Origin of the sequence: Dictyobacter aurantiacus, from assembly GCF_003967515.1 — a bacterium.
Classification (GTDB): Bacteria; Chloroflexota; Ktedonobacteria; order Ktedonobacterales; family Ktedonobacteraceae; genus Dictyobacter; species Dictyobacter aurantiacus.
Window position 1 is genome coordinate 4434507 of sequence record NZ_BIFQ01000001.1, and the last position, 15359, is coordinate 4449865.

Genomic DNA, 15359 nt, shown 5'->3' on the forward strand with positions numbered 1-15359 from the left:
GTGTATCACGCGGGTTTACTTATCCGCCAGCTCAGGCCTGGCTTGGCACTAACTGCTGCGTTTTTAAGAGCGCCCTGGCCGCCAGTTCACCGCTATGCATCGCTCCCTGGATGCTGCTCGATTGCGTATATTCTCCCGCCAGGTAGAGTCCTTTAACATCGGTCTGATTGTTCGGCAGCGCGTCATAGATGCCTGGCGCCTGTTGAAACTGCGCGAACGGCAGGCGATACACCGCCAGTAGCTGCCAGTGGTTGAGATCGTGGTTGGGGAACCAGCTGGCAAGTTCGACCCGGCTCCGCTCGGCCACACTCTCATCGTCTTCAGATGGATTTCCCAGCACTGTTACGGAGAGCAGGTGTTTGCGCGGCGGCGCGTAGGTAGGCGCGATATTGCTGAGCAGCACGGCGTTATTGACATATGCGTGTGGGTCCGCGTTTAGCAGGATCTTGCGCTGGCTGTACAGGCGCTCGTCGCCCGCGAAATACAGGCAGACGGCACTGACTGGCTGATCGGGCAATTTTTTGTGCGTAAATTTCTCCGCCACCGGACTTGAGGTGGCCATTACTACGGTGTCGGCCGTGATCTCTTCTCCATTGATCAGGCGTACACCTCGGACCTCCCCATCGCTGAGTAGAAGTTCACCCACGCGCGCATTGCAGCGAACCGATCCTCTGGGCAGGCTGGCCGCGAGCTGCTCTGGAATGCGCTGGATGCCTTCCGCTGGAAGAATGATATCACCGCTGGCCAGCATTTTAAAGGTAAATTGGAACATGCGGGCACTGGTCTGAAGCTCACGCTCCAGGAAGATGCCGCCGTAGAACGGGCGGAAAAAGTTGTCGATGATCTTATCCGAAAATCCTTGTTGGCGCAGGTACTCCTCGGTTGTCAGGTCTTTCCCGTCCTTTTCCTGCGCGCCCGCGAAGATCTCCTCGGTTGAAGCCCGCTGTAACTGCAGGCTCAGCTTCATAGTGCGCAGCTTATCGGCCGTCGAAATGAGCGGGTTGACCATGCTTGAGAAGACGTGGGAGGGCTCGCGCCGTGGATCGGTAATTTCATGCTGCTTGCCGTTTTTGACCAGTATGGCGCCGGGATTAAACTTACGCTGCTTTAACGTATTGTAATTGAGATGGCGCGCCGCGGCCTCGTACGCCGTGAATAACACCTGGAATCCACGATCCAGGCGGTAGCCGTCTTCATGATAGTCGGTTCTTACGCGCCCCCCCACCTGGTCCGCGGCCTCCAAAACGAGTACTTTTTGTCCAGCCTCCGACAGTACCCTGGCGCACGTTAAACCCGCCAGGCCAGCGCCGACGATAATAATCATACCTGTTACCTGCTCCTTACCATAAGGGATTAATCACCAGTCCGGTGATCAGCTTTGGATAGAGGTACGTAGATTTCTGTGGCATGCGATCGTCTGCCAGCGCCACGTCTCGTACCTGGCGAAAAGGAATACCATTGAGTAAAATGATGGCCTGCGCCTCTTTGTTGCTCAATGCCTGCAGCGCGTGCTGCGTATCATGTATATAGCGGATGTTTTTCCCGGCCGCCACATCTTCAGCGGTGATATGGAGTAGCGTCTCCAGGATCAAATGCTGCACCATGGCTACATCCAGGGCATTCCATGCCTCTGAGTGGCCGCTCTCGCTCATCAATTGTCGCCCTTGCTCATTGATGGTGAGCAGTAGTGCCTGGTCCGAGGTTTTTACCAGTAATGCTGGCTGCTGGCCTCCCGCCTGTGCCAGTTCGGTCAGCAGCGCGTCGTCATTTGTGGTTGCTACCTGTTTGACAGCAAAATAGCGTGAGAGTTGCTCTTCTGTCAGTTGCTGTTCCTGTTCTGCTGTAAGATCGAACAGCACGCGGTGAGTGGGTAATACCAGCATGCCCGGATCATCGACATCGATCAGCGCCATCAGCATAAAGTTCGCCCCATCCTGTGGATGCAGTCCGCCTCGCTGCTGATCGAGCTCATCGCGATAGCTTAACGCCGTGGTATAGCGGTGATGTCCATCCGCGATGTAGAGCTGGCGCGGCGCGAAAAAGTCCTGCAGCAGCCGCACATGCTCAGGATCTGTGATGGGCTGCAGGAGATGCTCCTCTCCGTTCTCGTCGACGAAGCGAACCTCCGGCTGCTCGGCATAGGCCGACAGCAGCCGACGGATACGGCCCTGTGGATCATCGTACATGCACATGATAGGACTAAAGTTGGTTGAGCAGGCGCGCAACAACTGCAGACGGTCCTCTTTATCTTTGGTGCGTGTATGCTCGTGCGGCAGGATGACCTGTGCGTCCCATGGCTCCAGGCGGACCCGTGCCAGCAGGCTGGTGCGGCTATAGCTTTGTCCCGCATAGGTAAAATGCTGCTGATAGAGGTAATAGCAGGCTTGCTTCTCCTGTTGCAGGACGCCTTCCAGGCGCCACTCGGCCAGCGTCCTGGCCGCCCGCGTGTAGACATTGTTCAGCCCACTATCCGTAGGATACGTTTTTCCCAGCTCCAGGCGAATAATGTTATATGGATTGTTTTGATAATAGCCTGCCTGAGCCTCTGGCGTGATGACATCGAATGGCGGTGTGACGGTCTGCACCAGGTCACCAACTTTTTCTTGCGCATAGCGAAATCCACGTAGTGGTTGAACATCTGCCATACAATAGTTCTCCGATCCCTGTTTTCCCCATCTTGCTGAGCATAGGCTGCCAACGCTGGTGGAATACATTCTATGGAAAGCCGGTTTGGTGAGCGGCTTTTCGTTTTCTTCTCTTGATTGCTGGTAAAGGGTGATCTGTGCCCATTGTATCATTTTTGAATAGGGTAGGTTCGAGCGGTGGGACCACCGGGGCCGGTTAAGATATCTGGCGCCGTTCGTATCCACAAGTCCTAGTTCACGCCCATCAAATTGACTCACTTTGATACAAAGTGTAAATTCATTTATGCGGATAGAAACACATCCCTTTTATCGCGTTACTGGTTCTGGATCTTAACTAGTACACTGTCAAAGTTGATGCGAAAGGCAGGGGTGCAGGGGATGGCAATCCCCTGACTGGGTTCCAGGGCTGTGCCCTGGCTCTTCTCCCCCTCTCGCCCGCGTAGCGGGCGCAACCTTTTCAATGCAGTCTGACAGACTACTAGCTATTTTGGGAGGGGGGAAAGGGATAATGGTAAAAATGGACCGGTCACTACGATGGGTACATATAGACATCTTCGGCGCCAGCTTTCCTTGTGATAGACGCTGGTGTGAGACGTATGCCGTTTGTTGCGCGTAGCTTGTAGTCTGGAGAGAGTTAGATGCAAACACTATCAGAAGAACAACTGGTTGGCCATGTTCTGGGACAGTACCGAATAGAGAGACTGGTCGGTAAAGGACGTTTAAATATCGTATATTTAGCACGGCATCAGGGTGCGCAACGTGTTGATGCTCTGGCACTCTACCCGCTGCCCGCGCATTTTTCGCATGAGGCGCGCACCTTTTTCCTGCAGCGCTTCCATAAGGAAGCGGCGTTAATTACTTCATTGAAACATCCGCATATCTTGCCCGTCTACGAGCATGGCGAGATACTGGGCTATCCGTACCTGATTACGCCGTATACCACGAATGGTTCTCTGGCGGACATCATCCGGCACCAGGGACGTTGTGAGCATACATTTGTGACTACGATCCTTGATCAGATCGTGGATGGCCTGTCGTATGCCCATGGAAAAGGCTTTATCCATGGTACACTAAAGCCTTCAAATATCGTCATCCATGATGATGAGAATATTCAGGTCGCTGGCTTTGGTTTGATGCATATCTTACAGCGTGCGGGGGTAGATCCAACGCCCATGCAGTATGCCCATCTCTTGAGCATCGCCGAGACCTTTCTGGCGGCGCCTGAATATGTGGCGCCCGAGATCGTTCAGGGGCAGGCGGTGGATCAGCGCTCGGATGTCTATGCGCTGGGCTGTATTTTGTATGAGATGCTCAGCGGCCGTCCTCCATTTACCGGCAACAATCCACTTGAAGTGGCTCAGATGCATACAAAGCAGGCATTTCAACCATTGCGCAAGCTTAGTCCCGAGGTGCCGGTCGCCCTGGCCTCGGTCGTCAGCCAGGCTCTGGCACGTGACCCCGAGGTTCGTTTCCAGAATGTGCGTGAGTTAGGCGAGGCTTTTACCCAGGCCTCGATCGGCGCCACCCGGACGTTGCCAGCCGTGCATATGAATCAGGTCGCGAAACCCTCGGCCAGTGCTCCCCTGGGTCCCGCCCGCAGCGGCTCCACCGGCGGCTGGCAACTGGTTCCTCCCATTGTTACCAGTCGCATGCCCGCATTGAAGTCAACGACGACGGGACTGCTGGCTTCGAGCGATCGACACAGTGCTTCTCCTCAGGGGACCGCAAAGGTTAAGCGGCCCGTGGAGTTGGATTCGGCCAGCTCCCTGGTTCAGCCGACGCTGCCTCCTATCTCCCCCCAGGAAAAGAAGGCTTCCCCGGCGGCCGCGCAGCGCCAGCAAGTCCCGGACGATATTGTGCAGTTGCCCGCCCAGGACGATATTGTACAACTGCCTGGCCATGGTGTGACGCTGTCAGGCAACCATGCGTCCGAAGCTGACCTGGTGAAGGCCTATGAGTGGTGGTCTCCAGCAGAGCCATTGCAGGCCCCCCCGCAGGCATTTGCGCATCAGACGAAAGAGAAGGCGCCTGCGCTGGTAGAGCCAGTCGCCGCGAGTATGCCCAATACTGATGACCTGGATTGGGGCCTGGATATGCCACGGCCTCTACAGAGTCAGAAGAAGCGCAGCGCAACAGGGGCCCTGGGGCAGCCTGGTCGCAAGGTGAAGCGCCGCCGTGTGATCGCAATGATCTCAGGCGGTGTCGTTGCGGCCGCTGGCATCGGGGTGGCGTTTAACCTTGGAAAACTGGGTATGGCCCCGGGTATGCCGCAGACTGCGCGGCAGCAGACGACAAATACCGGGCAGGCTACCACCACTAAACCGGCGCAGACGCAGCAGCAGAATAAACCTGTCGCCAGCGGCCAGAAACAGAATCCGCCCGCCAATAATCCGCCAAAGCCGGCAATGCCAGGCCATACCGGCACGGTCATCGGATCGAAAAATCTGCCCGCTAACAGCGCGGCCGCCTTTAACAATCCTGGTGACAATCAGGCCAGCCTGCTGGTGCACCTGGCTAGCGGTACCTTCGCGGCTTACGAGAGGGCCTGCACCCATGTCGGGGTCGCCGTAAACTACAATCCGGTAACCAGAATGTTGGAGTGTCCCGCGCATGGCGCCGTCTTTGATCCAGCTAACAACGGAGCGGTTGTCAAAGGTCCGGCGGATACCCCGTTGCCACCTGTCAAGATCGCCGTCAATGGCGATGGCACAATCACCGCCATCTAATGCGCAGGCACAGAGAGGGGGCAGGTCACCGGCGACCTGCCCCCTCTCTGTGCCTGCGCATTAGATGGCTCTATTCTTGAGGTCGGCCCAGGAGGCGCTCGACTTCTTCAAGTATTTCGTTCACATCCAGGTCTGACTCGTCGAACTGCTGTAAGTCGTCATCAGTTGTCTCGGTTACTTGTGTCTGTATCGCTGGCATGGTTACATCAATATCGCCAGGTGCCTGCGCGAAGAACTCGTTTTCGCAGTCTTGCAGTGCCTCCTGGGCGGATTGATTGCCGTAGATAATGCGAGGAAGCAGGTTATGATAGATTGAAACAGTTTGCATCAAAGCGCTAAACGCCAGGCGAAACTGTTCAAACGGAATGCCTTTGTCCGCCAGCGGGATACTTTCTTCCAGGCGCACCTCGCCATCGGTGAGGTCGATGCCGAATTTTCCCAGCGCGATGCGATAATTGACGGCAAGTAATGCTTCGAGACACTCCAGCCGATTTTGTTCGGTGATGATATCAATCTGCGGCACAATGAGCATCAGCTTACTGGCATTTCCACTATGGTGAATACCCACAATCATCTGCCAGCGACCATGTTCGTCATGGAATGCCAGTTCAATTGTATTCTGAGAACGATCGACCTGTGAAATCTTGAGTCCTAATCGTTTCAGATATTCAGCCACGTGGAGGATGCTAAAGCTATTTGTCATGAAGCTCTCCTTGCTAGTGAAGATGAATAAGGCTTACCAGGACTGGCCTGTTTATTATCGTGAAATGTTTGCTCAAGTATAGCATATGCCAGAAGTTGAAAACAATTTTATAGGAGTAATCGCCCCTGGCAGGAACCCGCATGTCCTCTGCCTTTGGTCGTCTTCGCTACCAGGATAGACAGGCCCATGTCCTCGACAAAAGTATGACACGATCGCGACAATGTTACCCTTGCTGTACAAAGCTCGTATATGCGATTGTATTGAATAATAAATATATTTCGGAATTGTCTGTAGTGGCATTGGTGTTATGTAGAGGGGATGTCTTCATATCTATATGCACCCTGTTGCTATCAGATCACCTATACTCATACCGGTAAACCATGACGCTATATATACATAGAGGAGCAAGCATGCTATGGCAGATGTAACACAGCAATCACCGAAACACGATCTTGAAGCTTTAAGTTTTGATGAGCGGATGCAACTGGGGGCGGAGAACGCTTTGCGCTGTATGGCGGTTGGTGAGCAGGATCGCGTGTTTATCCTGACCGATTTCGCGCGTCAGCATATTGCTCAGCGCGTAGCTGCGGCTGCTCTGGCACAACACGCTGATGTAACCGTACGTTTCCTTGAGCATTATGGTGAGCGTCCATTGACCGCTTTCCCTGATACCCTGCGCAATGATTTCCTGGCCGTGCGCCCAACCGTTTCCTACTATATCGCGACCGCGCAGCCCGGTGAGATCGCCTTCCGTATCCCACTGCTCCCGTTCCTGGTCAATGAACTGAAGGTGCGCCACGGCCACATGATTGGCATCGACGATACCTTGATGACTGATGGCATGTGCGCCGATTACGACGAGGTCTTTACCATTACCAACCGCATCTATGAACTGGTGAAGAACGCGCGCACGATTCATGTGACCTCTGAAAAGGGTAGTGATGTGACGGCGACCTTCCATCCCGAGTGGAAATGGGTCCCCTGCCATGGTCGCTATGATAAGCAGGGAGCCTGGGGCAATCTACCCGAGGGTGAGGTCTTTACCGCCCCCGCTACCGTCGATGGGGTGCTGGTCTGCGATGTACTGGGCGATTTTTTCTCTGAGAAATACGGTGTGCTGGAGCAGCCGCTGATCCTCACTGTTAAAGATGGCTATATTACCAGCGTCGAGAGCGAAAACAAGGCTCTGGCACAGGAGGTACACGACTACCTGTTCTCGGTCCCCAATGGAAATCGGGCCGGCGAGTTCGCTATCGGCACCCTGACCAGCCTGAAGCGCCTGGTGGGCAATCTGCTGCAGGATGAAAAGTTGCCAGGCTTACACGTCGCCTTTGGCAATCCCTATCCTGAATTTACCGGTGCCGACTGGGACTCAACGGTGCATGTGGATGTGATTCCAACCAGGTGTACGATCGAGGTGGATGGGCGCCTCATCATGCGTGATGGACAGTTTGTGCTGTAGATCTGTTTGTTGGTCATTTGTGTGTGGTGCGACAGATGCGCACCTGTGGACCTGTCGCACCACACAAATATGAGGAGAGGATGTCTGCCTGCGGCGCTCAGGGACTATTTGTGTGGTAATGTATCGGGCGCATCTGTGGACCTGTCGCACCACACAAATGAGGAGGGGATGTCTGCCTGCGGCGCTCAGGGACTATTTGTGTGGTAATGTGTCGGGCGCGCGGATGCGCGCCCGACACATTACCACACAAAAAACAGCGCGGCCGCGTAGCGGACGCGCGTGCCTCCAGAGAATGAAAGTGAAACACTCTCAATGTGCCCACCTGTGATAGGCGTGAGCAGGACATTTTATGCATATCGGCGTGGAAAGTTGACACTAGATAAAGAGTCTGATTACAATTGTGTGTAGTTACTATATGTGCTAGAGCGATCAATATATTCTATTTGGTGCACAGCATCTCAACGAAGAGCCAGAGAGGAGCTTCAGCGTGACTGCAAGTAGGGGGCAACATCTGATTGGGAAGATGTTAGGCTCGTGCGTGCTAGAAAAGTTGCTTGGCTACGGTGGCTCGAGTGCTGTGTTCCTGGCGCAACAGCAGAACCCCACGCGCAAGGTGGCGGTGAAAGTCTTTCTCCCACGGGCCAGCATGGATATACGGATGCAGCGCGACTTTTATCGCCGTTTCTTGCGCGAAGCTGAGGCGGTCAGTAAATTGGAGCATGCGAATATCCTGCCGATTTATTCGTACGGTGAGCAGGACGGCCTTCCCTATATTGTAATGCCGTATATGCCAGGAGGGACGCTGGCGGAATATATGTCCAGGCGCGGACCACTGTCGTTGCAGGAAGCTCGATGGTATCTGGAACAACTGGCAGCCGCTTTAGATTTCGCGCACCAGCATGGCTGTGTTCATTGTGATGTGAAGCCCGCCAACATTCTGCTGGACAGCGATGGACACGTTATCCTCTCCGATTTTGGTATCGCCCGCGTTACCCGCCCGGCATCGGATCCGGCTGATGCGACCGATGTAAAGCATTCTGAGGCTCTGCTGGGTACACCAGACTATATTTCACCAGAACAGGCCCTTGGACATCATCTGGATGGCCGGTCAGATATTTATTCGCTGGGCGTGACCCTCTTTTTTGTTTTGTCCAAGCGGCTCCCTTTCCGAGCTGATTCGACGATCGCGCTGGCTTTGCTCCATGTCCATGAGCCTCCTCCATCGTTGGCCTTAATCAGGGCTGATATTACGCCATTACTGGATCGAGTGGTGCGTAAGGCGCTGGCGAAGGATCCTGATGATCGCTTTCAGACCGCGCAAGAGTTAAGTCGTGCCTTCGCGGCCGCTGTGGAGGTCGGGGAGTCACGTTCGACCACCACCCATCCGCCCGAGCTGGCCTTCCTTGACGACGAAAAGTACCTGGCGAGTCCGGCCGCGCAACCATTACCGCCCACCCCCAGACCCATTGTCCGCGTCAAGCCGACCTGGGTCCGGGAATGGTCGTCTACCCGCATTAAGCGTGGGATACTGATATTGATGGCGCTGATGATTATCATCGCGACTACTGGTTTTAGCATCAAATTGATGAATGGCACGACCAGCCGTAATCATTCCGCGCCTACGAATATAGCTGCCAGAACCACAGTCACCCCGACCCCGCCGCCCATGCCGACCAGCCCTTTTGCGCTGCCCGGCAACTGGCCCCAGGGGACCAATGCTTTTTTTGACCAGCAGCATCGCTACCATATTATTAATACGCAGGCGGAAAACGCGATGCCCGCGCCTTTCCAGGATTACCAGGTGCAGGATTTCAAGCTATCGGTCAAGATGCTTGAGGCGACCAGTAAGAAGGGGAGCCCGGACTTTCACGGCGTTATCTTCCGTGTCGCTCCTGACCAGTCGTTTTTCTATCTCTTTGAAGTCTCGCCACGAGATAACCAGGAATGTGTCTTTTCGCGTTTCTCTAGCAGCGATCCCCAGGCCTGGTATACCATCAAAAACAGAAGAAGCGCGGCGCTCAAGAGTGGCATCGGCGAGAGCAACACTATCACCGTTGAGGCCCGTGGAAATACCTTCTTCTTCTCAATTAATGGTGTGCCATGGCTGGACCAGCCACTTGCCGATCCTTCCACGAGAGGGGTGAAGCCGGGACAGATCGGTGTGTATGTAGAGAATCAGGGGGAAGAAGTGATCTTTTCAGAACTTACCGTAGGAACCCTCAAATAGGCCTTGGGGTGATGCGCACCCTTGAAATCCATTATAGAAGTGGGCTTTAAGACAATTGACATCACTTGTACAACCCTCTATACTGAAGTTGGCTTAAAACAGAATTTCGCCCCTATGCACCTGTACAGGTACGTAGTGTGTCAGGAGGAGGATGTCTAGAACCAATGACTTATGTAATTACCCAGCCATGTATTGGCGTTAAAGATGCATCCTGCGTTGATGTCTGCCCGGTAGATTGCATTCACCCATCGCCGAACGAGCCCGAGTTCGAGACGTCTGAGCAACTCTTTATCAATCCGGATGAGTGTATTGATTGTGGAGCATGCGAGCCCGCTTGCCCGGTAACGGCCATCTTCGAGGAATCGGCGGTTCCAGAAGAGTGGAAGAGCTATATCAAGGTGAATGCCGACTTCTTTACAGGTCAATAATCCGGGATTAGAGATTTTTCAGTTTTCAAGGGGTAAGTCTTCGCTTGTCCTGTTGTGGGAATGGAGACTTACCCCTTTGCTTTATCGAGTCTTTTTTCTTTTTCGCAATGTGATATAATACATGTGCTGCGCTTTACTTTGCATGCACACAACTTCTTTCTTATGGAGTGAACCTCTTATGCCAATGACCCGACGAAGACGTGCTAATCCACCTGAGCAACCAGAGCAGACAAATTCTGTTACTGAGCAACCAACAGAACAAGTTGTTGATAACGAAGCTACCAAGCGTGCGCCTGAGTCCTCGAAAGAGGAAGAGAAGCAGCCAGCCGCCGCCGAGGCGACTCCTGCCCGTCCCGAGAATAATCCACCCGCACCTGCGTATCCGCCGTCCTTTGTCGTGGCCCAGCCGCCTGCGACGCCGGTATTGAATAATGAGCAGCGCGCGGAGAGCCCCGAGGCGCCATCAACGCCACCGCAGCGACCAGAGCGCGCTCCACGTGCCGATCGCGTTGAGCGCCATGAGCGTCATGAGTATACACCTTCAATCGAGGGTGGTCGACGTACTTCGCGTGGCGAATTGTTCCGTCGTCCCCCGCAAATACCGACTCCAGCGCCTGTGCAGCAGCCACCGGCCAGCGCGGCCCCATTGCAGCCGCCTTCCCATGAGATCAGTTTGCCACTGGGAAACCTGCTGCACCTGGCCTATAATCCAGGCTACACGGGCTCAGACGAAGCCCGCAGCGCGCTGCTGCAAAAGCTTGCCAATGAAAGCAAGGCCGGCGGCCGTGCCCGTTGCTGGAGCTGTGGCTCCCTGGCGATTGTCTATGATCGTTGGAATACACGCAGCAAGACCTTTGGTGAGGTTGGGATCGCGTTTTGTGAGATTTGTGGCGTATGGAGTGTCATGTAATCGTTTGACGATTGCATGATGGCTCCTTTGCATAGAGATAATAGCATGGGCGAGAGCGCTCTAGCGGTGTGGCAGTGGCGTTCTATTTGGGCTTGACCGGTCCAGGCACCCTTGTAATGCAGGGTATTGGGCCGCTTTGCTCTGCCATAGAACTGTTTCCTATAGATCTGAATAGTGTACACAGTCGACTGGATGGGATGATAGAAGCGGAAGTAACCACGGGAGGTTGCAGCTTAGAGGGATAGATCGTTGCTTGAGCTACCTGCAACCATGACTTGAAGTCACGCGTATATATGTCTAGAAAAAAGCTCTGTCAGCAAATGGCATCTTTTGCACATGGATCTGGTCAGTTGACTGGTATTTCAGACTGAGGTTCACTATGTTTAATCCACGTAACAATTATCCCTACGGGAATAATCCTTATAACAATCGCTACCGGGGCGACCAGTTTGGCTCGCGCTATCAGTATCAAACGCTGCCGTATGGCTATCAGGGAGCCGCTGCCCCGAGTGGTTTAATCGGCAAGGTGATGGGCCTGCTGGCCTTTTCGTTCATCTTTGCCACCCTGGGCACGCTGGTCGGCTTTACGATGGGCCTGACGTTTAACGGCTACTGGATAGTGGCGATCGCTGGTTTTGTAGTGCTGATCGCGTTGAATATCCTGATTCAGAAGCCGGGCATCAACCTGTTCCTGCTCTATCTCTTTACGTTCCTGGAGGGCCTGGCCCTGGGGCCGCTGGTGAGCGTCTACTTGAGCGCGGGCCTGGGCAATATCCTGGGACAGGCGTTTGTAATTACTGCTTTGACCTCACTGGGTCTGGGATTGTATGCCTGGACCACCAAGCGTGACTTCTCACGTATAGGTGACTACCTCTTTTTTGGGTTGATCCTCCTAATTGTGACCGGGTTAATAGGCATTTTTTTCCATAGTACCCTGTTTTCACTTGTGATATCCTTCTTTGGTGTCGCGATCTTCTCAGGGTATGTCCTGTTTTATGTACAGCGTGCCAAATACATGGCGGATACGCTGCCGAACGCAATCGGCTTGACGGTCTCGATTTTTATCACGGTGTTGAACCTGTTTCTCTACATCTTGCAGATCCTCTCGATCATGCGCGGCGACAACCGGCGCTAGCGATTGTTTCGACATGAGGGAGGCGATGCTTTTTGGCGTGCGAGGATTGAGCGGAATAAACCTGTTCCCGTTTGTGTTCTCTTTTGTAGTGAAAGAAAAATGACAAGTGTTACTTGTACCTGATGGTAGAGATCAGGATAGATTTATTGAAAGTGAGTGAGAAGTATTATGGAAAATGCCAATCTGTTTCATGTCGGTGACCAGGATTTTGAGGCGAAGGTGTTGAAGTCCTCAACCCCGACGATCGTTGATTTCTGGGCTGCCTGGTGTGGTCCCTGTCGCAACATCGCCCCTGTGTTTGAGCGCTTGAGCACCGAATACCAGGGCAAACTGCAGTTCGCGAAAATGGACATCGATGAGCATGGCTTGACCCCTTCACGCCTCGGCATTCAGGCTATCCCGACGCTGATGATCTTTAAAGATGGCCAGGCTATTGGCCGCCTCGTTGGCCCCAATCCCAGCCGCTTGAAAAATGAAATTGATCGCGTTTTAGCCGAAAACGGCATTCAAGTCGCCTAAAAATTAAAGATATGACCTGGTATATGTTCGAATTTACCAGGTCATATTTCGTGTTTATTCAAATTTATTCTCTTAACCCCTCGACTCTCTCCTCATTTTGTGATATATTCTTCCCATAATGTTACATATCCAAAAATTTGTTGTATGGACATAAGGGGAACCGTATATGCCAATTTTAGAGCGCTCAAATCCTCTACCGCTTTACTATCAATTAAAAGAAGTGTTGAAGCAGCAGATTCGTGCGGGCCATCTCGCTCCTCATACCGCGATACCGTCTGAACCGGAACTGGTAACGCAGTACCATGTGAGTCGCGCGACCGTACGGCAGGCTCTGACCGAACTTGTTCATGAAGGTCTTTTGTATCGCCAGCATGGACGTGGGACGTTTGTATGTGAGCCACGTGTGCAGCAACATACCATTAGCGAACTAACAAGCCTTTCTGAAGAATTACGTCGTCGGGGGAAGCGTCCGGGTGGAATGCTCTTTGTCAGTGAATTGGTACGCGGCTCACAGACTGTACGCGAGCAGCTTCGTTTAACCGATGAAGAACAGGTAATTCGCCTGGAACGTTTGCGGACAGCTGATGATCAGCCGATTGCCTATGAGGTTGACTATCTGCCCTATCCACGTGCTACGGGGGTCTACCAGCGCGCCAAAGAGACGGCTGAGGGCTCACTTTATAACCTGATGGCCTCTGAAGGGCTACAGCCGTATATCGCGGAACAGTCGATCAAGGCTGATACGGCTTCTGAGCGTGAGGCGGAGCTACTGCGTGTCTCGCAGGAAGAATCGGGCCTGCGTATATTCAGCACCGCCTTTGATGAAACGGGGGCACCGATCGAGTATACCGAGTCTTTTTTTCCGGCGAGCTTGTATGAATTTCGCTTAACCCTGCGTGTTACAAAGTAGAAACGCGGAATGTTTCGCGTCTTTAAGATAAGCTGATCTGGTTTGTGCTCTTAAAGGCGCGTTCATTATGTCTCCGGGCGTAGTGTAGCGGTGTTGCTACCGCTTTATTTTTGCGGGAAGCAAAGAAATGGTGAGGCGTGCTATACTACGCAGGGATTTATCAGTATTCCTATCAACAGTACAATGTGTAGTATAGAGGAAAGTAGGCCACGTATGAGTAACATGCAAGATGAACCGAATACGAACCCGAACGCAAATGCGAATCCGCCGAGCGGTAGTGCTCCCATGCATTTTGTGAAGCGGAGCGACCTGGCGCGGGATGAGCAGTCATGGACTGATCGGGGCAATACCGCGGCCCAGGCAGGAGATTACGAGGCCGCTGCCGAGGCGTTCGTGCAGGCGGTCGAGGCCAGTCCGGAGAATGCTCGCGCTCGCTACAACCTGGCGCTGGCACAGCAGTACCTGGGAGACGTCGAGACGGCGATCGCTGGCTATCGGCGTGCGATCGATCTTGATCCACAGTTGATCGATGCTTATATTAACCTGGGCAACCTGTATGGTGAACTGGGTTTATATGAGGAGTCGCTGGAGACCTTCCAGCAGGCGATCGAATTAGATCCGGAAAATGATGAGCTCTATTTGAGCGTTGGCGATGCCTATCGCACCCAGAATCTGTATCAGGATGCCATCCAGGCCTATCGCCAGACGTTGATGCTTAATCCAGAGAATGCGTCCGCTAGCAATAATCTGCTCGATGTGCGCGAACGCGTCAATGATCAGTGGCGCCGCGTGATGGATCAGGAGCGCCGTATCGATGAGGATCCCACCGATCCCGCTCGCTATGCGGAGCTGTCGAGCATCTATCTGGATATGCGTCGCTATGATGACGCCCTGTCGACCGCCAATCAGATTCTGACCCTTGATCCAGAGGGACGCGTTGGCTATGATACGCTGGCTGCGATCTATGAGCAGATGGGTGAGCGCGACCAGGCGGCTGAGATCTATCGTCAGATTGTCACAATTGATCCAGAAGATGCCGAGGCCTGGGAGCACCTGGGTACCTGGCGCTCGCTTCAGGGCAATAATGAAGAGGCGATCGAGGCGTATAATCGTTCCATACAGCTTGATCCCCAGCGTGTTTCGACGCGCTTTAGCATAGCCGAAACCTATCTGGAGATGGAGCGCTATGATGAAGCGTTGGCAATCTATCAGGGTCTGGTTGAGAACGCTGATCGTGGCGAATTACAGTTGGATGATCTGGCCGCGGCCTATGCTGGCCTGGCCGAGACATACAACTCCCTGGGTCGCTACGAAGAGGCCATCCAGATCGCTCAGAAGCTGCTAGAACGCTCTGATGAAGATCCTGAGGGGTATTACCAGCTGGCAACGGCCTATGATGCCCTGGGACGCTATGACGAGGCGATTGAGAACTATCAGAACGCCATTGAGAGCGATCCGCTGAACGCCGACTATTATAACGACCTGGCCGATACATTGCGCGAGGTGAAGCGCTATGATGAGGCCCTGGATATCGTGCAGCAGGCGATCTCGATGGATCCCTCTATGATTCTGGCGTACGAGACGATGGCTCAGATCTATGAGGCCACCGGTCGCTCTGATGAAGCCGCTCAGGCTATGAGCCAGGCCAATGCCCTGCGCTCGGTTTCAGAGTAGCTAGCGGCCCATCCTTTTTA

The 15359-nt window shown here is 53.6% G+C and carries 12 protein-coding genes; 9 read left to right on the forward strand and 3 right to left on the reverse strand.

Going from position 1 to position 15359, the window contains the following annotated elements:
- Positions 1 to 31: 31 nt before the first annotated feature.
- Positions 32 to 1324, reverse strand: a complete 1293-nt coding sequence (locus tag KTT_RS17830) for an NAD(P)/FAD-dependent oxidoreductase (protein ID WP_126597278.1) — start codon at positions 1322 to 1324, stop codon at positions 32 to 34.
- Between the two features lie 16 nt (positions 1325 to 1340).
- The gene (locus KTT_RS17835; RefSeq protein ID WP_160145950.1) at positions 1341 to 2645 is read right to left on the reverse strand and encodes a DUF1015 domain-containing protein; all 1305 of its coding nucleotides are present in this window, start codon (positions 2643 to 2645) and stop codon (positions 1341 to 1343) included.
- 638 nt (positions 2646 to 3283) lie between these two features.
- On the opposite strand from KTT_RS17835, the gene KTT_RS17840 reads away from it, so the two are divergent.
- Positions 3284 to 5371 (forward strand): protein kinase domain-containing protein, encoded by a 2088-nt coding sequence (locus KTT_RS17840; RefSeq protein ID WP_126597280.1) that lies wholly within the window; start codon positions 3284 to 3286, stop codon positions 5369 to 5371.
- A gap of 70 nt (positions 5372 to 5441) precedes the next feature.
- Here the strand turns inward: KTT_RS17840 and KTT_RS17845 are convergent, their stop codons facing one another.
- Positions 5442 to 6074 carry a YbjN domain-containing protein gene (locus tag KTT_RS17845; protein WP_126597281.1) on the reverse strand — a complete coding sequence of 211 codons (633 nt, stop codon included), beginning with the start codon at positions 6072 to 6074 and terminating at the stop codon, positions 5442 to 5444.
- Between the two features lie 415 nt (positions 6075 to 6489).
- Between KTT_RS17845 and KTT_RS17850 the strand changes: the two genes are divergently transcribed.
- The 8 genes from KTT_RS17850 to KTT_RS17885 all read left to right on the forward strand — a co-directional run bounded on the left by KTT_RS17850 (position 6490) and on the right by KTT_RS17885 (position 15339).
- Positions 6490 to 7536 (forward strand): aminopeptidase, encoded by a 1047-nt coding sequence (locus KTT_RS17850; RefSeq protein ID WP_126597282.1) that lies wholly within the window; start codon positions 6490 to 6492, stop codon positions 7534 to 7536.
- 487 nt (positions 7537 to 8023) lie between these two features.
- Positions 8024 to 9763, forward strand: a complete 1740-nt coding sequence (locus tag KTT_RS17855) for a serine/threonine protein kinase (RefSeq protein WP_126597283.1) — start codon at positions 8024 to 8026, stop codon at positions 9761 to 9763.
- 164 nt (positions 9764 to 9927) lie between these two features.
- A complete protein-coding gene (locus KTT_RS17860; RefSeq protein WP_126597284.1) occupies positions 9928 to 10191 on the forward strand; it encodes a 4Fe-4S dicluster domain-containing protein in 264 nt (87 codons plus the stop codon).
- 178 nt (positions 10192 to 10369) lie between these two features.
- Positions 10370 to 11101, forward strand: coding sequence for a hypothetical protein (locus tag KTT_RS17865; RefSeq protein WP_126597285.1), 732 nt, complete (start codon positions 10370 to 10372; stop codon positions 11099 to 11101).
- Positions 11102 to 11480: 379 nt separating this feature from the next.
- The gene (locus tag KTT_RS17870; RefSeq protein ID WP_126597286.1) at positions 11481 to 12236 is read left to right on the forward strand and encodes a Bax inhibitor-1/YccA family protein; all 756 of its coding nucleotides are present in this window, start codon (positions 11481 to 11483) and stop codon (positions 12234 to 12236) included.
- Positions 12237 to 12404: 168 nt separating this feature from the next.
- Entirely contained in the window at positions 12405 to 12755 is a 351-nt protein-coding gene (gene trxA, locus KTT_RS17875) for a thioredoxin (RefSeq protein ID WP_126597287.1), read from the forward strand.
- A gap of 166 nt (positions 12756 to 12921) precedes the next feature.
- Positions 12922 to 13665: a GntR family transcriptional regulator gene (locus KTT_RS17880; RefSeq protein WP_126597288.1), complete on the forward strand. Its 744-nt coding sequence runs from the start codon at positions 12922 to 12924 to the stop codon at positions 13663 to 13665.
- A 213-nt stretch (positions 13666 to 13878) separates the two neighbouring features.
- Positions 13879 to 15339, forward strand: coding sequence for a tetratricopeptide repeat protein (locus tag KTT_RS17885; protein ID WP_160145951.1), 1461 nt, complete (start codon positions 13879 to 13881; stop codon positions 15337 to 15339).
- The last annotated feature ends 20 nt before the right edge of the window (positions 15340 to 15359 follow it).